Annotated in this window: 17 protein-coding genes and 1 other annotated feature; of the genes, 5 read left to right on the forward strand and 12 right to left on the reverse strand. The window is 28.0% G+C overall.

Going from position 1 to position 20,430, the window contains the following annotated elements; genetic code table 11:
* Nucleotides 1-206: 206 nt before the first annotated feature.
* On the reverse strand, nucleotides 207-512 hold the full coding sequence (locus tag OIF33_RS10645) for a hypothetical protein (RefSeq protein ID WP_322504226.1): 306 nt from the start codon (nucleotides 510-512) through the stop codon (nucleotides 207-209).
* A 213-nt stretch (nucleotides 513-725) separates the two neighbouring features.
* A complete protein-coding gene (locus OIF33_RS10650; RefSeq protein ID WP_322504227.1) occupies nucleotides 726-1,460 on the reverse strand; it encodes a DUF4184 family protein in 735 nt (244 codons plus the stop codon).
* 479 nt (nucleotides 1,461-1,939) lie between these two features.
* On the opposite strand from OIF33_RS10650, the gene OIF33_RS10655 reads away from it, so the two are divergent.
* Complete coding sequence (locus OIF33_RS10655) at nucleotides 1,940-2,131, forward strand: hypothetical protein (RefSeq protein ID WP_322504228.1); 192 nt, start codon at nucleotides 1,940-1,942, stop codon at nucleotides 2,129-2,131.
* 98 nt (nucleotides 2,132-2,229) lie between these two features.
* Here the strand turns inward: OIF33_RS10655 and OIF33_RS10660 are convergent, their stop codons facing one another.
* From OIF33_RS10660 to OIF33_RS10675, 4 genes are all read right to left on the reverse strand, one after another.
* On the reverse strand, nucleotides 2,230-3,345 hold the full coding sequence (locus OIF33_RS10660) for an NERD domain-containing protein (RefSeq protein WP_322504229.1): 1,116 nt from the start codon (nucleotides 3,343-3,345) through the stop codon (nucleotides 2,230-2,232).
* 175 nt (nucleotides 3,346-3,520) lie between these two features.
* Nucleotides 3,521-4,507 carry a biotin--[acetyl-CoA-carboxylase] ligase gene (locus OIF33_RS10665; protein WP_322504230.1) on the reverse strand — a complete coding sequence of 329 codons (987 nt, stop codon included), beginning with the start codon at nucleotides 4,505-4,507 and terminating at the stop codon, nucleotides 3,521-3,523.
* A gap of 602 nt (nucleotides 4,508-5,109) precedes the next feature.
* The gene (locus tag OIF33_RS10670) at nucleotides 5,110-9,993 is read right to left on the reverse strand and encodes a S8 family serine peptidase (RefSeq protein ID WP_322504231.1); all 4,884 of its coding nucleotides are present in this window, start codon (nucleotides 9,991-9,993) and stop codon (nucleotides 5,110-5,112) included.
* A 410-nt stretch (nucleotides 9,994-10,403) separates the two neighbouring features.
* Nucleotides 10,404-10,763 carry a hypothetical protein gene (locus tag OIF33_RS10675; protein WP_322504232.1) on the reverse strand — a complete coding sequence of 120 codons (360 nt, stop codon included), beginning with the start codon at nucleotides 10,761-10,763 and terminating at the stop codon, nucleotides 10,404-10,406.
* Between the two features lie 460 nt (nucleotides 10,764-11,223).
* Between OIF33_RS10675 and OIF33_RS10680 the strand changes: the two genes are divergently transcribed.
* Nucleotides 11,224-11,790 carry an NUDIX hydrolase gene (locus tag OIF33_RS10680; protein WP_322504233.1) on the forward strand — a complete coding sequence of 189 codons (567 nt, stop codon included), beginning with the start codon at nucleotides 11,224-11,226 and terminating at the stop codon, nucleotides 11,788-11,790.
* 129 nt (nucleotides 11,791-11,919) lie between these two features.
* On the opposite strand, the gene OIF33_RS10685 is transcribed toward OIF33_RS10680, so the two are convergent.
* The 4 genes from OIF33_RS10685 to OIF33_RS10700 form a co-directional block, all read right to left on the reverse strand.
* Nucleotides 11,920-13,176 (reverse strand): chloride channel protein, encoded by a 1,257-nt coding sequence (locus tag OIF33_RS10685; RefSeq protein WP_322504234.1) that lies wholly within the window; start codon nucleotides 13,174-13,176, stop codon nucleotides 11,920-11,922.
* A 41-nt stretch (nucleotides 13,177-13,217) separates the two neighbouring features.
* Nucleotides 13,218-13,397: a hypothetical protein gene (locus OIF33_RS10690; protein ID WP_322504235.1), complete on the reverse strand. Its 180-nt coding sequence runs from the start codon at nucleotides 13,395-13,397 to the stop codon at nucleotides 13,218-13,220.
* Between the two features lie 35 nt (nucleotides 13,398-13,432).
* The gene (locus OIF33_RS10695) at nucleotides 13,433-13,606 is read right to left on the reverse strand and encodes a hypothetical protein (protein ID WP_322504236.1); all 174 of its coding nucleotides are present in this window, start codon (nucleotides 13,604-13,606) and stop codon (nucleotides 13,433-13,435) included.
* A gap of 159 nt (nucleotides 13,607-13,765) precedes the next feature.
* Nucleotides 13,766-13,909, reverse strand: coding sequence for a hypothetical protein (locus OIF33_RS10700; protein WP_322504237.1), 144 nt, complete (start codon nucleotides 13,907-13,909; stop codon nucleotides 13,766-13,768).
* 160 nt (nucleotides 13,910-14,069) lie between these two features.
* Nucleotides 14,070-14,276: a binding site (T-box leader), on the forward strand.
* A 90-nt stretch (nucleotides 14,277-14,366) separates the two neighbouring features.
* Here OIF33_RS10700 and leuS point away from each other — a divergent pair.
* Nucleotides 14,367-16,817, forward strand: coding sequence for a leucine--tRNA ligase (gene leuS, locus OIF33_RS10705; RefSeq protein ID WP_322504238.1), 2,451 nt, complete (start codon nucleotides 14,367-14,369; stop codon nucleotides 16,815-16,817).
* Between the two features lie 147 nt (nucleotides 16,818-16,964).
* Here the strand turns inward: leuS and OIF33_RS10710 are convergent, their stop codons facing one another.
* Together OIF33_RS10710 and OIF33_RS10715 are read right to left on the reverse strand one after the other, a co-directional pair.
* Nucleotides 16,965-17,978, reverse strand: coding sequence for a pectate lyase-like adhesive domain-containing protein (locus OIF33_RS10710; RefSeq protein WP_322504239.1), 1,014 nt, complete (start codon nucleotides 17,976-17,978; stop codon nucleotides 16,965-16,967).
* 540 nt (nucleotides 17,979-18,518) lie between these two features.
* Nucleotides 18,519-19,250 carry a hypothetical protein gene (locus OIF33_RS10715; RefSeq protein ID WP_322504240.1) on the reverse strand — a complete coding sequence of 244 codons (732 nt, stop codon included), beginning with the start codon at nucleotides 19,248-19,250 and terminating at the stop codon, nucleotides 18,519-18,521.
* A 367-nt stretch (nucleotides 19,251-19,617) separates the two neighbouring features.
* On the opposite strand from OIF33_RS10715, the gene OIF33_RS10720 reads away from it, so the two are divergent.
* Entirely contained in the window at nucleotides 19,618-19,962 is a 345-nt protein-coding gene (locus tag OIF33_RS10720; protein WP_322504241.1) for a HesB-like protein, read from the forward strand.
* A 101-nt stretch (nucleotides 19,963-20,063) separates the two neighbouring features.
* The gene (locus OIF33_RS10725; RefSeq protein ID WP_322504242.1) at nucleotides 20,064-20,390 is read left to right on the forward strand and encodes a HesB-like protein; all 327 of its coding nucleotides are present in this window, start codon (nucleotides 20,064-20,066) and stop codon (nucleotides 20,388-20,390) included.
* The last annotated feature ends 40 nt before the right edge of the window (nucleotides 20,391-20,430 follow it).

Below are 20,430 nucleotides of genomic sequence, written 5' to 3' on the forward strand. Positions count from 1 at the left end.
ATTAACATTTTATTAATATATTTTCCTTTAGCTTACATTTGCAACATTTTACTTATATTAATTCATAATTAACTATAAATTTTTAAATATATACTTTATCTTAAGTGAATAAAAATAGTATTTTTTATTACTTTCATCTTAATATACAAAATAAAAGAGAACAGACTTTAAATTAATTCTGCTCTTCTATCTTGTAATATTTAATTTTAAAAATTATTTCTATTTGAATTATAGATACCAATTCCAGCAATCGCTCCTATTATACCAATAATTATTAATCCAGATATTTTAAATACATAGGCTCCTAAGTAATAAACAACTACAATCAATATAAGAGCTATAATAACATGAACAATCCATTCTCTCTTAGGATTCATTTTAAAAGCTCCAAAAATTTTGTCTGATAATTTATATTTTTTATCAATAAATCCATATATAACTGCAAAAAAAATTGCTGACACAACAAATACCAATGCTTCTAATATGTTTTGTATTAAAAGAATTTTATCCATACTCTCGTTCCTTTCAATTGATCTTTAATAGCTATATTATACCATTTAACACAACTTTAAGTGAACTCTACTATGATTAAAAATTAAATAACTAATTAAATATCTAATTTATTTTTTAGTTGAATACTCAATTTTTATATAAAATAATAAAAAGTTAAATAGATTAAAGTTCTTATATCTACTTAACTTTTTTAATAATAAATGATATATAATTTAATTTTTAAATGTAGCAATAATAATCCCGATGAAAATTCCATTTATAATTGCTATTACTAAATTGCCTATTCCATAACTCATATTGAAATATTTAAAGACTACATAACTTAAAAATAAAACTAGCACAGTAACACAAATCACTATTAAATCATAAATTAATTTTTCCTTAAAACTTTTATGCCCCCATAAAATTCTATTTCTATTATCTCTAATTTCATAAAGAAACCATAAAACTATAATTATTCCAATTAAAGTGCTTCCATGTTGTAATAAACTATATCCATAAACATTATAATCTCCTAAAGTTAACACCTTTTTTTGAAGAAAAGAAATATGTTCAACAAAAAAACCTGTTTTATGAGTAAAAGCATCCCATATTATATGAGTTACCATTCCTAATAAAGCTGAATATATAAAAACAAGCCCCTCTTTCCAAGAATGTAAACCAAATTGTTCTGTTCTCAAGTATCCATACCATCCATCAAATGGTCTTGGTAAATGACTTATTAATGGGCTCTTTATAAAATTTTGAAAAAAATAAGCTAATAAAATACATAGGGGTAAATTTAATATAAAAAAGCCTAAAATCTCATGTCCTAAATTACCATAAGGTCTAAAATTTAAAAAGTATAAAAAATCAGGTGCCATACTCCCTAAAACTAAAGCTGTAAAATTAAATCTCTTATTTTTCAAGCAAAGCACAGCTGCTGGATGTGCCAGCGTAAAAGGCATACCTAGTCCCCCCTCATATGTTAAATGTTATCCTATTATAACACATAAAGAGTGTCCTAAAAATGATTAATAATTTGCTTTCAATCTATTAATATCCAATTGAATTGTTTTTATACTTATTTTAAAACTGCCTCCTTCTTCCTAAACACATAATAATATCTATAGCTATTATAATTATAAAAAATCAAATTCTATATACTAATTCCTTTGATTAAATCATTAAAAAGAAAAATATAACATTAGAAGGTAACAGAATCAATTCTTTTTCTCTAGTCAATTTCATTTTTAATTTAGACTATGTTTTAAATGAATCTTAATATGTGATACCTCTCTGAAAATAGGTTATAAGTAAAGAACATGGGTATTATGTAACGAAAGACTAAATAATATTTTAACATGAAAATTTATGATATACTTAAGTGAAAAATATGATGATAATCCGAAGCATTAAAACTAAAATTTAGAAAGGTGGAATTAAGATGTTAAATAAAATAAAATCATATTATCAATATGATGAAGAGGAAAATAATGAGCAATTCCTAAGGAACTTTGAATATAAAGGAGACGAAATATTCGCCTGTGACACTTGCGAAACTGAAATATCAGAAGAGGAATATAAGCGTAATAACGGTACATGTGATAAGTGTAACGCTGATATCTATGAATATTAGTTACTTTACATTCCAATCAAATTACCTGTTAAAAAGATTTAAAGGCAGTCCAATGGACTCCCTTTAGTTTATGTATAACATTAGTTTAAAACAGAGCCTTAATTTAAAACGCCTATAATTTCTTCACCATATTTATTAACTTTTACTTTACCAAAGCCCCTAACTTTTAAAAGTTCCTCCTTAGTTTTTGGCATTTTATTCAAAATATCTTCTAGTGTTTCATCATTAAAAATATAATATGCTGGTAATTTTTCTTTTATTGCAAAGGAAATTCTAACTTTCTTAAGCTTATTTTTTAATTCCTCGTTATTGTTATGTTCGATTATATCTTTGCTTTTTAAATTATTTTCTTTTTTAAAATAATCATCATCTTCTTCAAGATACTCCTTAATAAATTGATTTTTATTATTACTTTCTAATTTTTCTTCTAAACCTTCTTTTTCAATAAAATCAACTTCACTTAAAGAATATTTTTTATAATAATCAAACTTAATAGGTTTATTGTTTTCAACTAGAAAGTTTCCTATTGAATACATAAGCTCATCAAAATTTATACCATCCTTTAATTTTTTATGATACTGAAGTTTTGAATTTATAAAAGATGTTAACTGATCATATTTTATTATTTGAGATTTTATTTCTTTTGGCGCCTTATATTTATTTATAACACTTTTTGAATTTGCAATAACTACACATGAATAAACTGGCACTTTTTTAATTATTTTATTTTTCTTTAAGTATTCAGTTAATATTCTAACATGTCTTTCATTTTGTGCTACTGGACTATATATTCCCTCTTTTTTATAAACTTTTCCTGTTTTATTTTTAAAGTATCTTATAAACTCTCCTGATTCATTTATACTTATATCTCCAGTTAATTTTTTAGTTTCTAGAACTAAAATAAAACTTTTAGTTATTAGGACATAATCCATTTGAGCTACTGCTTCTCCGTCTTCTATCCTAATATCATGCAAAGCTAACATAGGGATAAAGGAATTTTTTATTTCATAACTAACATTTTTCTCTCCCTCTATTCCATAGTTTAAATGCATAATATCTCTATCTATAAAATTCTTTTTTTCACTTTTCACTTTACAACTTAACTCTTTTAAGTCTTCTAATTGTCTATTGTATTCACTAAATTCCTTAAGCCATATAGGACCTTTTATAGATGAAATTCCCAAAAAAGTTCCTTCAACATAAGCAACCCTCATCCTAATTGTTCATTCATATTGTAGCATATTTTGTAATATTTTGTTAATATTTCATTATTTATCTAAATAAAAAGTGTTAGATATATTTTAATAACAAATACATCTAACACTCAAAAAATTTTTCATATAAATGAATTAAGTTTTTAACTTTTTTTAATTCTACAATCAACTGCAATTATTTTTTACAAGTCTTGATTGATATTTCTCCTGAATTTAAGCAGTCTAATTCACCATTTTTATACTGAACAACTAAAGCACCTTCATTACTAATATCAATAGCCTTGGCCTTATTTAACCTGTTATTCTTTAAGAAACTTACTTCTTTTCCTAAGACAAAAGATAAAACCTTATACTCTTCCATTATACTTTTATCCTCTAAATTATCACACATGTAAAGAAGCTCATTTAATATTTCAGCAACTAACTGATTTCTTGTAATATTAGGCTCTTCTCCCTTAAATATAGATCCTGCAACATCTTTAATATCATCTGGAAAATCAGCTTCCTTGGTTTTAAAATTTATTCCTATTCCAACAACAACATTCTCAACTCTTCCACTTTCAAAATTACCAGTTGCCTCTGTTAATATTCCACAAATCTTTTTCCCATCTAGGAATATATCATTAACCCATTTTATCTTTGGTCTCTTATTTGTTAGATTTTCTATTGCTCTACAAACTGACACAGCTGCAGAGGTTGTTATATGTATAGCCTTTGAGAGTTCTATATTAGGTCTTAAAATAACACTCATATATATACCCTTATTAGATGGTGAGAAAAACTTTCTTTGAAATCTTCCTCTTCCTGCTGTTTGTTCTTCTGAAATTAAAACTGTTCCATGAGGTATGTCATCATCCATTAAAATTTTTTTAGCCTCTTGGTTAGTTGAATCTATAGTTTTATATACTCTTATATAATTTTCATTATATTTGGGGTTTAAAAAAATCTTTATTCCCTCTACTGACAATAAATCATTATCCTTAGTTAATTGATATCCTCTATTAGTTACAGCAGTAATATTATATCCTTCTCCTCTTAAAGCGTTTATGGCCTTCCATACAGCTGCGCGAGAAACTGATAAATATTTAGCTAGCTCCTCTCCTGATATGCTAGTCTCCCTATTTTCTTCTAGAATCTTTAATACTGACTCTTTAACTGACACTAAGCCTGCCTCCTGTTTCTATTTAAAAATTAATTTTTCCTGTAATAAATTTTTCACTAAATTTATTCTTATATATTCAAAGAAAATCTTTATTTTATAAAAGATTGATAATACTAACTCTCTTTATTACTAATTAATACTTACCTTGATTATATTTTTTATACTCTCTATTGGCAACCTTTTTAATAATTAAAGTCTACAATTCTAATTAATCCTTGTTAAAAATTAGGAAGCACATTTTCGCTTTACTCAAATGTATAAGTTCAAAATACAAAATTAAAAATTTTGATTTTCACTTAAAATTATGTAGGTCTAAAGGGCTAGCTAAAAATCAACATTCACCTAAAACATATAAAAAAAGACCTTATAAAGTTGTAAACATGAGAAACTATATTAAATCTTAAGAACATATATTTAAGATTTATACTTTAAGTAATCATAAATCTAAGTCCCTAAATCAACTTAAGTCTTCTAAAATCAAAGAAGTTTTAAGTTTTAGGGCCCTAGAAAGTAATCCTAATCAAATTTAAATCTTAGTATAAATATCTTAGTCCTAAATAATATAATTTTCTTTTACACTTTAATAGGTCTTTAAATCTTTTTTATCTATCTGTTCTAAGTGTTAATGATTCCTTAGTTGATAGTTCATCATTGACATACTTAGCAGCTATTTTGAAGTTGTAAATTGTATGTCTATTTAATCCCTTAAATGTATAACTAGTGTCATCTGCATCTACTTCTCCAACTTTTTTACCATCTTTATAAAGAACATAACCTGTTAATCCTTCAGCATTCTCTGGTGCCTTCCACTCTACAGTTACATCTTTCTTATTTATAGTTGTAGCTCTAAAGTTATTTACAGGAGATACAACTATACTATCTAATGATTTAACAAGATGAGTAGTAGTATCTTGAATTTCTTGTCCACTTGGATGAAGTGATCTAACCTTGACTTCATAGTTACCAGCCTCTTCTGGAGTCCATTCAAATACGGGATCTTGACTTTCTTCTCTTGATAAAGTCCATTCTGCTTCTCCATCTTTTCTAGTATAGAATTTAAAAGTATAGTATCCTGGATCATATTCTGTATTAGCTGTAAATGTTACTTTTTCTCCTTGGAATGATTCATTTACGTCTTTATTTAGTTCTATACCAAATCCTTCTCCATTTTCAAATAAACCTAATTCTTCAAGTACATCTATTATATCTTTTCCATCAACAAGTAACTCTGGAACTTTAGAATCATCTATGTTGAAATTTTGTTTTCCATAGTTATTAAATAAAGCTATAAAATCTTCAATAGTGACAGTTCCATTTTGATCAAAATCAGGTGAATTTCCTTCGGTGTTTTGAATTTCCTTATCTAAATAGCTCATAACAATATTAACATCATGCATATCAATTGCTCCATCTTCGTTTGCATCTCCTGCTATAGTTCTTAAATTTGGAGCAAAGTAACTATCTGTATCTAGATTAACTTGTCTACCAACTAATTCTCCATTTACATATTTTCCCCCTTTAATATTACCTATAACATTAAAGTGTCCTGGCATTTCAGCAATAATTTTATATTCGCCATCTGTAATTGGAAGATTAAATGAATATAATCTATCATATCTATAAGTTTTTTCATTATCAGTATCATATCTATTGCCTTTACTATCTAAAGCATATATTTCTATATCTGTTGAACCCAAACCAGTCATTGCTATAGATCCATAAACTAAAGTTTCTTTAGTGTCTACTGATTTGATAAAATCTTTAACAGTTTTACTCTCTACTTTTACGTCTTGTCCATTAGAATTTTGGAAAGTAGCATCACTACATGCAAAAGCATTGTTTGTAAATTCACCTATACTTACAAAAAAGTCCTCATTAATTCCTCTTATATCAGATAACTTGTAAGTTATATCAAATAAATCTAAATCACCAGTTATTCCAACAACCTTATCACCAGTTATTTCAAAGCTTATTTTGTAACTAGTCTTTGTATCATAATCTGAAGCTACTTTTTCAAAGTTTATATCAATTTCATTATTATTTTTTTCTAATTCTGCCTTTAATGCTTCTGAAGGTTGTATATCAGCAACATCATAAATAGCATTTCCAAAATCATAAAGAACAAAAGTACCCTTTGCTACATCTTCAACATTATTAAATGCTAAAGCAGCTTTAACTTCTTCTCCTGTCTTTGCATAATCTTTATCTAATTTAAATTCTAAATAACTTTCTCCCTCATTTATAAAAATATAAGGTTCTGATTTAGAAGCAACTTTACCTGGATTAATAGATCTACCTTCTAATACGAAAGGTCCCTTTTCTAAATCAGCTTTTTCTATACCAGCCAATAAGAAATCTCCATCTTCTTTAGCCCAAGCTCCTAAAGGTGAAAGCATTCCACCACCTGTTACATAAGTGAATAAAGGATTATTTACCTCAGATTGATCTAAGTAATCCATACCATACTTTGTTTTTAGTTCTTCAACTATTCCATTACTTATATTTCCTTCAACCCATAAAGCCTCATAGTTATTTCCATCAGCCCAAGCCTTAGTTGAATACATATCTTCAGTAACCTCAGTTACTCCTGGTTCAAAATTTAATGACATTTTATTTTCTTCAGCATCGTTTATTATTGCCATAGGTAGTGAACCTTTGAATGTAGTTCCATCTGGTCTTACGGCAACTAACTCTAACTCATAAATACCATTTTCAAGTAAAATATGCTCATTAGTTATATTTCCATCTTTAAGCTTTTGGATTCTTCCATTTGGAACCAATGCACTTATAAGGACCTGACTACCTGTTGGCATCCATGAAGCATCCATATCTCCACCAGCATATCCTAAATACTCTCCACTTTCTTTATATTTAACAAATCCATATATTTGAGAAACAGGTTCATTTATTTGAATTCCAACCTCTATATCTGCATACAGATTTGATTGTGTTTCATCTCTATTGAATAAATCTGATGAAGTCATAGATGTAAGTCCTTCAGCGAATCCACCCATCATACTTGGATAAAATAATTGATCAAATCCTGAATTTTTATATGATACAGAGAATGGCATTTGATAATCTTTTTGACTATTTTCTTCAACAATAACTATATAACCTTCGTATATTCCAGTTTCAGCACTTCCTGGCATATTCAGAGTTGCATCTACTGTTACACTAGAATTAGGCTCTACAGTAATAGTATCTTCCATATTAACAGTAACCCCATTAGTTACCGCATCTTTCGCTCTATCACTTTCTGAATACTTAACACTTACATTATAAGTCTTTTCACTATCTGAATTATTTTCTATTGTTATAGGAATTATTTTAGATTTATCACTGGGCTTCTCTTCCTCTTTAGAATATTTTCCAAAGAAAAGTAAGCCTGTTTTATTAACAAGTTCTCTATTATCAACTCCGTCATAAACTATATTTTCAGCAGTTATATGAGTATCATCATAAACCGCTTCATAAGCATTGATTCTTCCTGCTCCTTGTTGATGAACACTATATTCATCACCTCTAAATTGATTTAGATTTTCTGATGTATTCATCATTACAGCTTTAACATCTTCTGGCTTATAATCTGGATTTTCTTGAAGTATAAGCGCAGCCACACCAGCTATATGTGGAGCTGCCATTGATGTTCCACTCATTCTTCCATAAGCAACTGAATAATCATCTACTTCTGTATTCTTATCATTCATATACTCTGGAACTGTAGAGAATATTTGACTTCCTGGAGCCACAATGTCTGGTCTTATTTCATCCGTTGTAAGAACTGGCCCAGCTGAGCTAAATTCAGTAATCTCATCTCCTTTAAGTTCTTTATCTGAAAGTTTATTTAATGATAAAGTTATAGTTCCTTCATCAGATAAATTAGCTTTTATTATTTCTCCCTCAGCTTGGTTTACAGCTATTGCATTTGCAGCCTTACTCTCTCCTTGATTAGGAATTTCATTAGCAGTAGTGTTATTCATTATAATTACATACTCTGCACCAGCATTTTTTGCATTTGTAGCCTTCTCGACAAATGTAATATCTCCTCTATCCACTAGGGCTACCTTTCCTGTTAAATCTTTCCCATTAAAGTCTTCTGCATAGCCTAAGTTACAATAAACAGCTTCATACTCTTTATTATGAGAACTTTCTATAGATTTTGAAAAATCTGTTATAACTTGATTGGCAGTTGTTAGTTTTATTCCTTCTCCAACCTCTAACTCATAATCAGCTACGATTAAAGGTGTTGTTGAAGCTCCCACTGCTATTGGTAACTGAGCAGTACCAGGAGAACCTACCGTTACAGGATTTGGACCTGAATTACCATTAGATATTGCAGTTACAACCCCTGCTAAAGAAGCATTATTAACAGCTGTTACTAACGGGTCAAATGGAGTCCCACTAGGACTTCCTAAAGACATATTAATTACATCCATTCCATCTTTAACAGACTTTTCTACAGCCGCTATTATTCCTGAAGTAGCTCCAGAACCATATTTACCAAGAACTCTATATGAATAAAGCTCTACATCAGGTGCTACTCCTTTAACTGCCATCTTATTTTCTGTATTTTCAGCCTGTCCTGCTATTGTTCCAGATACGTGAGTTCCATGAGCTGTATAATAAGCATTTCCCCTGGAATCAAACTCTGGTTCTCCACTCTCTTGCCAATCCTCATAGGTAGTTTCCATTGGATCTGCATCTCCACCTATGAAGTCCCATCCAATAACATTGTCCATATCTTGAGAATTAGCATCTCCATCTTCAGCTCTAAATCCTTTATATACATTAGTTAAGTCTGGATGATTGTAGTCTATTCCTGTATCTAAAACACCAACCTTAACTCCTTTTCCTGTTACATTTTCTTTGTGTAACTCATCTACTCCAATATGAGGAATACTATCTGCCATTTTTCCCTCTGGCTTATTAGTTATTCCTTCACTATTAGTTTCAACCTTTTCAGGTAAATCTACTTGTACTTCTACATCTGGATGTATTCTTTTTACTACTGAACAATTAAGTAGATTTTTTACTTCTGATCCTGGTATTGTTAAACTAACCCCATTGAATACTTCTTTATAAGAATATTCTATAGATGTATTACCTTTTGAGTTGTATTTTTTAGGCATAGAATTTAAAAATCCCTCAAAAACTTGATGATCTCTCTCAACTTTATCTTGGGCAAACATCTTTGCTTCTCCACTTTTATTAAACTCCTCTGCCTTTGGTGGACTTACAAATTCAACTATTACAGAAATATTTTCATCTGTTTTTGTATCAACACCATCAATAATTTTTTTCTCAACAACCTCAGCATCATCCTTTTTTAGATATGAAGAATCTAGTTTATATTCTCTAGTAATTTTAGAGTCATTACCATTTTCCTCTCTAACCGTAGCATAAGAAACTACCGGACTAACATTAGCGGCTAAGACCAATGCTAAAGAAAGCCCACACATGGACTTTACTTTCCTTTTAATCATAAAATTTCCCCCTCTTCATTTAAATCACTGATAACAATTACATAATATTTTTTCATTTTATTTAATAAACCCCAAACATAAAATGAATATTTTTATCATTTTATCAATGTAAATTCGATTATAATGTAACTCCATTCTTTTGTAAATATATTACATTTATTTTCTTAATAATATAAATTTATTATTTTTTAACTTGATCAAGTTAATTTTTTATTTATCTTTAGTAATATTTTTTCATGTAGAAAATAATATTCTTTGAAATTTATAGAAAAATAAGACTCTGTTTTAAACTAGTATTGATTTTTAGCTAGATCTGAAGAGTTATCCCCAAACCAATGTTCACATAAAACAGCGCCAAAAATAAAAAGGCTAGTAAACTTTAAAAGTTACTAACCTTTTTATAAAAATTATTAAAATTCTATTGTTGAAATTCTTCTTAATGCTTCTAAAACATCACTATTAATATTTATTGATGCTTCTCCTAATACAGCATAAACATTTCTTGCCTTTTCTAAAATATGTTTTATATCTTCATTTTCTTCGTATCTCTTATAAACTGCCACAAAATCAAAAATTATTGCAGAGGCTCTTTGGATATTATCTCTTAAATTATCTTTAAATCCTGGTGTACCTAAAGCATACTCATTTGAAAAAACTTTTGGCTCATCTAAATATATTTCTAACTTTTCTTTTACTAAAGCCATAGCATTTGAATATTCCTCTTTACAAGTTGAAACTATGCCCTTATTAATTTCTATATTTTTTTCCATCAAAATCATCTCCTTACTTATTTCCTTTGTACTCTTTACCTATAATAATTAGTATTTCTATCTTTTTTAATTATATAAAAAGATAATATAATTTTTATATTTTGATCCTAATCGGCAATAAAATATTAAAAGTTATTTAGATTAACTTTAATTCCCATTAGTAATATGATTATATCTTACAAAAGAAAAAAAGGAAATATTTATTTAAATTTTAATTAATTTTTTGTTAATGTGCACAAAAATATATGTTTTCATAGAGATTCTCTAATTAATAAATTTCAAAAATAAATGGTATCATATAAATCAATGTTATTAATCTTCTATTGTTAATATTAAAATTTTAAATAAGTTAAAACAACGAGACCTAAGCACCTAGTATAAAAATTTATTCTTTTTAACATACATTCCCTTTTATTATGAGATATAATTTAAATAAAAAAATACTTAGGTGGTGTTTAAGATGAACTATATTAAGGATATAAAAAATTATATTCCATTTAATGAACAAGAAAAAAAAGATAAAGAATTATTTTTAAAATGCTTAAATGATTTTGATGATATATTAACAAGAAATAATACAATTACCCATTTAACTAGTTCTGCCTTTGCAGTAAATAAAGATAGAAATAAGTTTTTGATGATTCATCATAATATATATAATTCATGGGCATGGACTGGCGGTCATTCAGATGGAGATGAAGATCAACTTCAAGTTGCTTTAAAAGAATTAAAAGAAGAAACTGGTGTTAAGGATGCTAAACCTCTTCTAGAGAAAGCTTTTGCACTAGATGTTTTGACTGTAAATGGTCATATAAAAAGAGGTGAATATGTATCATCTCACCTACATCTAAATCTTACTTATTTAATTGAATGCTCTGAAAATGAATCACTTACTCTTAAGGAAGATGAAAATAGTGGTGTTATGTGGATTCCTTTTGATAAAATAAAAGATTATTGTAGTGAACCTCACATGATTCCAATATATGAAAAGCTAATAAGCAAACTAGAAACTCAAACTAAATTTTAAGATAAAAAAATTAAAGCTATGTCTTAAATTCATATGTATTTTTAGATAATATCTAAAAATCCTATTTATTTAAGACATAGCTTTTAAACTACTAAATTCATTTTTAAGTTTAATTATTTATTATAAAAATTATGCAACCTTTTTAATATCCTCTTTTTGATTTCCTCGTGCATCCCATTTCTTTAAGACATAAGCTGATAAAAATGCAGCTATTAACATAACCCATATTAATGAACTTGGGAAGAATAATACTAACAAAAGTAAAGTAACTACAGCATTTCTTAAAACCGCACTTGTAAATGCAGTTGTAATTATAGTAACTGTGACAACTGGGTCAATTGAGAATATGGCTGAAAGAGCATATCCCATTGAAACTCCTGAAAATATTACTGGAAATATGTGTCCACCTCTCCATCCAGTAGATAAACAAACCTCTGTTAGGAACAATTTCACTAAACTAATTAATATAAGAATCCATACTGATAAAGTACTCCATTCCTTAACCAATTCTTTTACTTCATGTTCTCCTGAAAATAGTGTATATGGTAATAGTGTACCAACTATACCTAAAATTAGTCCTCCAATTAATGCTCTTATTATCTTATAGTTTTTTAAGGGTAAAAAAACTTTATGTAGAATTTTCCCATATAATCCATATAATAATGCCATTAAAATTCCACAAACTATTAATGGTATTATTGATACTACTTCACCAATTCCAAGACTAAAATTTCCAAAGTGAACTATAAAAGATGGTCTATTATCAATTTGCGATAATAGAATTAAAACAGCAAATCCAGCAGCTGTTGTAATTGAATAAATTATTGTTTTAATATTCTTTCTTACTTTAGAATCATCATCTTCTATTAAAGGTGTTAGTCCTATTAATGGTGCATGAAATATAAGTCCTAATGCAGCTTCCATACTAAATTGTGTTACTACACTATCGTATTTTTGTAACTCTTTGTCCTTAACAGTCCATTTTAAAACATCTCCAACTAAAGTAGAAAGTCCTCCTATAATATTAACAAGAGCAGCTTCTGGTCCTAAACTTGCTCCAAAAAATAAGGTAATTAAGGCTGATACACAGGCCTTTGGAACATTTTTATAATCTACTCTCTTGGTTTCTTTGAATTCTGCCATAACTTCTGGCATAAGTTTTGGATATTCCCCTAAATATTTTTGACATAATCCTACTAAAATTCCACCAATACTACATACTAATATTGTCCAGTATGGAAAATTAAATTTTCCAGGTAATTCATTCCATATAAAATGTATTCCTAAACTAACAATAGATAAAAAAAGCCAACTGACAGCTCCTACTATTCCTCCTAGAAATACACCATAAAGAATTAAAATTCCTAAACTAAAATATTTTTTCATTCCTAAAGTTTCTCCTTAACTAATCCTTTGTTTTGTAACATTTAATCCTCTTTATTTATAATACCACATATTAATCCTAATAATGCAAGTACTACATAATACACATCACTTGATATTCTTAGTCCAAAAAGCTCATATACCGCATTTATAAACATACGATCAAAATTAAATATACTTAATATCCAAGCAATTAATAAACCCCATAATAATCCACCTAACACTTAATTCACTCCCTATATTTACTAATATAAAAACGTCAATATTTCAAAATATGACTTATTAATCCTATCAAAGCAAAAATAACATAATAAAGATCTTTTGATACCTCTATATCAAAAACCTCATGTATTGAATTTATTACCATACTATCAAAATCAAATAAACTTAAAATCCATGCAACAAATAGACCTCCCAATAATCCACTTAACATACTCTCCTCCTTTGAAACATTAATTAACTTTAATCCTTTTAACTTAATATATTTTCTTAACTTAAATTTGATTACTTATTGAAAGTTGATTTTTAAATTAATAAAAAGAATGGACTTAATTTAGAAAAATTTGATTTCTAAATTAAGTCCATAATCTTGCTATTTCATTGGGTTTTTAGAAGTTGATGTCCATTGGTTATCTCCTGCAGTCTTTGGTTGCCTATCCTTCGCAGGAACCATGTTAGGATCAACAGTTGTTGATGTCCATTGATTATTTGTTGCTGATTTTAATTTTTTTTCCATAATTATTTTACCTCTTTCTATTTCTATTGAAGCTTAATTTTAAATAAAAATACTTCAAAAATATCTTTTGTAATTATAAATTTTTCATCCTAGGTATTTATTAGAAACTTTAATTGACTTATTTTAAACTTTTGATATATAATATATAAAAACTGAATCATTAAAAGCTTTGATTAGGAGTAGTAATATTACTTCATAGCCTAAAGAGAGTTGTGGTTTGCTGTGACACAATGGTATGAAAATATGAACTTGCCTATGAGCATATGTGTGAAAAAAAGCACATACGGGAAATCCCGTTATAATATCGAGTGAGGAAAAGAAATTTTCCTAATAAGAGTGGTACCGCGAATATCCTTTCGTCTCTTAATATTTTAAGAGACAAAGGTTTTTTTTTGTTTGTTTTTATTTGATTCTGGTAAATAATATTAATTATATAAACTTAGAGGAGGATTAGTTAATGGGTAACTACAGTACTGCCATAGATAAGAAATGGCAAGATAAGTGGTCTGAATCAGGCCTTTATAAATTTGATCCAAATAAAGAAGGTGAGAAACTTTATGTTTTAGAGATGTTCTCATACCCTTCAGGTAGCCAATTACATGCAGGTCACTGGTTTAACTATGGACCTGTTGATTCATGGGCTAGATTTAAGAGAATGCAAGGATACAATGTATTCCAACCTATGGGATTCGATGCTTTTGGTTTACCAGCTGAAAACTTTGCTATAAAAACAGGAATTCACCCACAAGATTCTACAATCAAAAATATAGCTAAAATGGAAGAACAATTAAAAGCTATGGGAGCTATGTTTAACTGGGATAATGAGGTCGTAACTTGTTCACCAGAATACTACAAATGGACTCAATGGTTATTCTTAAAATTATATGAAAAAGGATTAGCTTATAGAAAAAAAGCTCCTGTAAACTGGTGTCCATCATGTCAAACAGTTCTTGCTAACGAGCAAGTTGTTGATGGTGAATGTGAAAGATGTTCAACAGAGGTTACTAAGAAAGATCTTACTCAATGGTTCTTTAAAATAACTGATTATGCTGATGAATTATTAGATAAATTAGACGGTTTAGATTGGCCTGAAAAAACAGTTTCTATGCAAAAGCACTGGATAGGAAGATCTACTGGTTCTCAAGTTAATTTCAAAGTTAAAGATAGTGATTTAAGCTTTGATGTATTTACAACAAGAGTTGATACTTTATGTGGAGTTAGTTACGTTGTTTTAGCTCCAGAAAACCCATTAGTAGATCAAATAGTTTCAGAAGACCAAAGAGAAGCTGTTGAAAATTACAAGGAAGAAGCTAAAAAACAGTCTGATATAGAAAGACAATCTATCTCAAGAGAAAAAACTGGTGTATTTACTGGTTCTTATGCTATTCACCCACTAACAGGTAAGGAAGTTCCTATCTGGGTTGGAGATTATGTTTTAGCTACTTATGGCACTGGTGCTGTTATGGCCGTTCCAGCTCATGATGAAAGAGACTTTGCTTTCGCTGAAAAATTCAATCTTCCAATAAACAGGGTTATAGCTGCTAAAGATGGTAGCGAAACTGAGCTTCCATTCTGCGAACATGGTATATTAGTTAATTCAGGAGAATTTGATGGATTAACTACAGCTGAAGCTAAAGAAAAAATAGTTGAAAAACTAGCTTCAATGGATCTTGGAGAAAAGAAAGTTAACTTCAGATTAAGAGACTGGTTAGTTTCAAGACAAAGATATTGGGGAGCTCCAATTCCTATAGTTTATTGTGAAGAGTGTGGTATAGTTCCTGTACCTGAAAGTCAATTACCAGTTCAATTACCATACGACGTTGAGTTTGCTCCAGACGGAAAATCTCCACTAGCTAAGAGTGAGTCATTTGTTAACACAACTTGTCCTCACTGTGGAAAACCAGCTAAAAGAGAGACTGATACTTTAGATACTTTCGTATGTTCATCATGGTACTACTTAAGATACCCTGATAATAAAAACACAGAGGCTCCATTTAATCCTGAGCTAATCAACAAGATCTTACCTGTTGATAAATATGTTGGTGGACCTGAGCATGCTTGTATGCACCTTCTTTATGCAAGATTTATAACTAAAGCATTAAGAGATATGGGATACTTAAACTTTGATGAGCCATTTACTTCATTAACTCACCAAGGATTAATCTTAGGACCAGATGGATTAAAAATGAGTAAATCTAAAGGAAATACAATCTCTCCTGATGATTACATCCAAGAATATGGTGCAGACGTATTTAGAATGTATCTAATGTTTGGTTTTGCTTACACTGAAGGTGGAGCTTGGAGTGATGATGGAATCAAATCTGTAAACAGATTCGTTGAAAGAATTGAAAGAATCATAGACACTGCTAGAGAAGCTATAAACAAAGGTGAAAATAATAAAACTACAATAGATAAGGCTGAAAAAGAGCTTAACTACTGGAGACACAATACTATAAAATCTGTTACAGATGATACAGATAAACTTCAATTTAACACAGCAATAGCTAGAATGATGGAATTCATAAATGCTTTATCTAAATACACTCAAGAAAAAGAAATGAATCTTGATTTCTTAAAAGAAGTTGTTTCTGATTATTTAAGATTATTAGCACCATTTGCACCTCACTTTAGTGAAGAACAATGGAACTTACTTGAAAATTCATACTCAATCTTCAATGAAGCATGGCCAAAATTTGACCCTAAAGCTTTAGTTAAAGATGAAGTTGAAATAGCTATTCAAGTTAACGGAAAAATCAAAAACAAAATAATGGTTTCTTCTGATTTAGATGAAGAAGGAATCAAGGCTGCTGCTTTAGCCGATGAGAAAATCGTAGCTGCAACTGAAGGAAAAACAGTTGTTAAAGTAATAGTTATAAAAGGTAGACTTGTAAATATAGTTGTTAAGTAATATAATATTAACGTTGCAAATTTTTTGATTAATTGAAAATTACTAATTAACCTTAATAATTAACACTTTTTAACATCAAGTTATATATTATATTATAAAAAGGTATCTAAACGCTGAGATTTGACTCCGTTTAGATACCTTTATCTTTTACATTGTTATGTGATAATTATTTTTATCAATTTTTAATTCTTTTTCAAAAACCTTATAATATTCTGATTCATATCCTCTTAAATCAATATTATCCATTAATTTCATATTCTTAACAATATTATTATCTATTGCCTCTAAAAACTCTACTTTATTTCTAATTAGTTCTGTTTCTTTTGCAACATCATAATAAGTATAACCAAAAACTCTTTTTTCGTGAATTAGTTGATTGTTATCACAACTTATACTGCCACCATCTCTAAATTGACCCCTTATCTCAATTGGAGAACTTATTTTTATATCTCCAACTAAATTAACCTTTGAATCTTTTCCTAAAATATCAAGGCCAATTCCACTTTTATTTTTCAAATCAAAATTATTTAAATTTACTTGTCCATTTTCAACTTTTAATCCATTTCCATTGTCTTGATTATTTTCTATTCTACAATTATTTATATTAATATCTTTTCCATCTGAAATACTAACTGCTCTATTAAAGTTAGATCTTATCAAAACGTTTTCTAAAGTTATATTATCTCCTGAAATATTAATAAGATTATTCTTACCACTATCTCCCTCATTTTCATCATTACATATTATCTTTAAATTTTTTAATACTATTCCATCTCCCTGTAGTGTAAAAAAATCTCTATTAAGATTTTCAGCTAATTTAGGAACATAGAAACTGTGCCCTTGTCCATCTATTACAAGATTCGAAGTCTTTATATCTATTCCACTTGAAATCAAATTGCTTAAATCAATATCTTTTGACAGTTTTATTTCTTCTAAGTTCCCATCATTTATTATTTTTAAGAAGCTTTCTGTATCTCCAACGGTCTTTTCTATTCTAAAAATATCACTATATTTTTTATTGTCATTTATACTTTGATTTATTATTGCATTATCTTTATTATTTTCTTTTAAATTAACTTCTTTACCTAAAACTACGCTACTAGAGAGGTTATTTACTACTATAGCAGTTGCTATTATCTTTGCGACTTTTTTATGTGCCATATTAAACTCACCTCTTCTTAAATATTTTTTATAATTCTATTATGCACTAATTATATCATTTTTTGTATAGGTTTTCAAAAAATAAATTATAGATTTTTTTGACATATCATAGATTTTTTTTAACTCTACTAAAATCTTGTGAATTATTTATGTATATTTACTATTTTCAAGAATCTCTCTCATAAATAATTAATTTAATATTATGCAAAATTAAATATTTTTCTTTTTATTAATCCAATATAATCAAAAATTTAATCTAAAATATATAATTTATATTAAATTATATGTTCTGTTCAAATTTATAAAGTTAAAATTTAGAAACAAAAAGGTTATAATATGTTTTTAAAAGCAAGAATCTATGAACACTTAACTTCTTAAATACCATTCAAGAAGTTCTTTTAAGATTTTTAATAAAACATAATTATAACCTTACTAAATAAACTATTTACTTTTCTTACTACCTTTTACTAGTTCAATAAATTATAGACCTATCTAAAAATCAACGTAATTTAAAGCATAGTATTAATGATTAAGAACTTTTTATAGAACTTTTCCAAACTCTTTAAGCACTTTTAAGACTTCTTTTTCCTCTATAGGCGAAAAATATTCTATATATTTACTATGATTAAATCTAGTAAATAAATCTTTTGACATATCCATCCACTCTTCTAATATATAGACCCACATTATTTCACTTGTTGGACAGCTTAATATAAATGATTCAACCCCAAAGAAACTATATTCTTCTATGTCATGAAGTTTTGTTAAGCTAACATAATCCTCAACCACTTTTTTAGTTAATTTATATTCGTATATATCAACATAGAAAAAATCAAATTGTTCTCCTTTTGCTTTAAATCCATCCCCTTTTATAATCTTAATCTTAGGATTTTCCCCAAAGCTTTCTAAATATAGATCGATTATCTCTTGACTCATTTCATAAACAACGATTTCTTTTACATCATCTTTTTTAGCTATTTCTTGAACAAAATATCCTAAACCCAATCCAAGAACTCCAACCTTGCCTTCTGCTCTTTTTATACTTTCAAAAGCACCTTGAATCTCATGAGGTGAAATTCTCATCCAAAGCTTTTCACCTTCAAAAAGCTCTATTGGATTTTCATTTATATGTTCTTTATGCTCATATAAATATCCATCAAATTCACTTTTATCACTATATTTAATAGTAAAATTACCTTTTTTATTTTCTTTTATTTTATTTTTATATTCTCTTATTTTGTCTTCACAATAATTTAGCGTATATGGTACCATAATTTTTCCCTTCCTAAACTACCTAAGGATAATTTATTTTTATAAAAATAATCCTTACTTACTTTATATTAACTATATATTTAGTATATCTTCATATTTTATTTAACTATTTTATTTTAATTTGATAAAGAGAACTTCTCAACCTGTTTTTTATAAAAATTTTCATATTATTACAAAAACATAATAATTATCATCTATTTTTCTTATATTTATATGTAATTCTCCTCTATTTTTCTTATCTTTATATAAAAGTAAGTTCTATCAATTAAATTCCTACTAAAATAGTCTTGATTTATTTTATGTAAAATTATATAATTTAATCAATCAATATTAATTATTAATTAATTGAATTTAAGTAGGTGATTAAATGAAAAAGGTAGCAATGAGCGATGACGCTTATGTTGAATTTAAAGAGTTTCTAAAAGCTAATGATATAGATAGTGATGTTATTAGAATAAACTTTGGTGGAAACGGCCCTATGGGTCCTATGTTTTCTGTAACTGCTGGAGAAAAAAATGAAGGCGATGAAGTTGAAGTAATAAAAGATTTAACTTTTGTTATTGATCCTTCTTTAATAGATGTCTTCTTAGGATTCTCAATACTTTCTGATGAGGAAAACTTCGGTGAAGGATTAACTCTTGATCCTCTAATGAGCGATTATGAAGGTGGAAGTTGCAGCGGAAATTGTGGTAGCTGTGGTAGCTGTCACTAATTATAATATTTCAATTTAGTGTGATATTATTTTAAAATATATTAATAATAAGTTGTATAAAGCAATTTTTGCTTTAAATTAAAATTTAGGAGGAAATAGATATGTCAGTTGTTAAAATGAGTAATGAAGCTTATACTGAGTTCAAATCTTTTCTACAAGAAAACGGCATAGAAAAGTTTGACATAAGAATAAATCTAGCAGGAGTTGGCTGAGGAGGCCCAGTATTTAATATTGTTCTGGATGAACAATCAGATAATGATGAAGTTGTTAAAATTGAAGATATAACATTCTTTATTGATAAAGAACTTGTTAAAGATTTTGAAGGATTTGTTCTACTTTCTTCTGAGGAAAATGATGGCAGAGGATTATCTTTAAAACCAGTTAAAGAAAGCGAAGGCGGATGTTCTTCTTGCTCAAGCTGTCATTAATTTTTTAAATATAGAACTGTAGCATTAGTGAGTTAAATTT

The organism is Clostridium sp. LIBA-8841 (assembly GCF_034439435.1).
Lineage (GTDB): Bacteria > Bacillota > Clostridia > Clostridiales > Clostridiaceae > Sarcina.

Bases quoted from the DNA above. Each gene is read 5' to 3' on its own strand.
- OIF33_RS10715 (WP_322504240.1), bottom strand. From the start codon at position 19,250: ATGGTACCATATACGCTAAATTATTGTGAAGACAAAATAAGAGAATAT.
- OIF33_RS10645 (WP_322504226.1), bottom strand. From the start codon at position 512: ATGGATAAAATTCTTTTAATACAAAACATATTAGAAGCATTGGTATTT.
- OIF33_RS10700 (WP_322504237.1), bottom strand. From the start codon at position 13,909: ATGGAAAAAAAATTAAAATCAGCAACAAATAATCAATGGACATCAACA.
- OIF33_RS10695 (WP_322504236.1), bottom strand. From the start codon at position 13,606: ATGTTAAGTGGATTATTGGGAGGTCTATTTGTTGCATGGATTTTAAGT.
- OIF33_RS10670 (WP_322504231.1), bottom strand. From the start codon at position 9,993: ATGATTAAAAGGAAAGTAAAGTCCATGTGTGGGCTTTCTTTAGCATTG.
- OIF33_RS10675 (WP_322504232.1), bottom strand. From the start codon at position 10,763: ATGGAAAAAAATATAGAAATTAATAAGGGCATAGTTTCAACTTGTAAA.
- leuS (WP_322504238.1), top strand. From the start codon at position 14,367: ATGGGTAACTACAGTACTGCCATAGATAAGAAATGGCAAGATAAGTGG.
- OIF33_RS10720 (WP_322504241.1), top strand. From the start codon at position 19,618: ATGAAAAAGGTAGCAATGAGCGATGACGCTTATGTTGAATTTAAAGAG.
- OIF33_RS10655 (WP_322504228.1), top strand. From the start codon at position 1,940: ATGTTAAATAAAATAAAATCATATTATCAATATGATGAAGAGGAAAAT.
- OIF33_RS10680 (WP_322504233.1), top strand. From the start codon at position 11,224: ATGAACTATATTAAGGATATAAAAAATTATATTCCATTTAATGAACAA.
- OIF33_RS10710 (WP_322504239.1), bottom strand. From the start codon at position 17,978: ATGGCACATAAAAAAGTCGCAAAGATAATAGCAACTGCTATAGTAGTA.
- OIF33_RS10650 (WP_322504227.1), bottom strand. From the start codon at position 1,460: ATGCCTTTTACGCTGGCACATCCAGCAGCTGTGCTTTGCTTGAAAAAT.
- OIF33_RS10685 (WP_322504234.1), bottom strand. From the start codon at position 13,176: ATGAAAAAATATTTTAGTTTAGGAATTTTAATTCTTTATGGTGTATTT.
- OIF33_RS10660 (WP_322504229.1), bottom strand. From the start codon at position 3,345: ATGAGGGTTGCTTATGTTGAAGGAACTTTTTTGGGAATTTCATCTATA.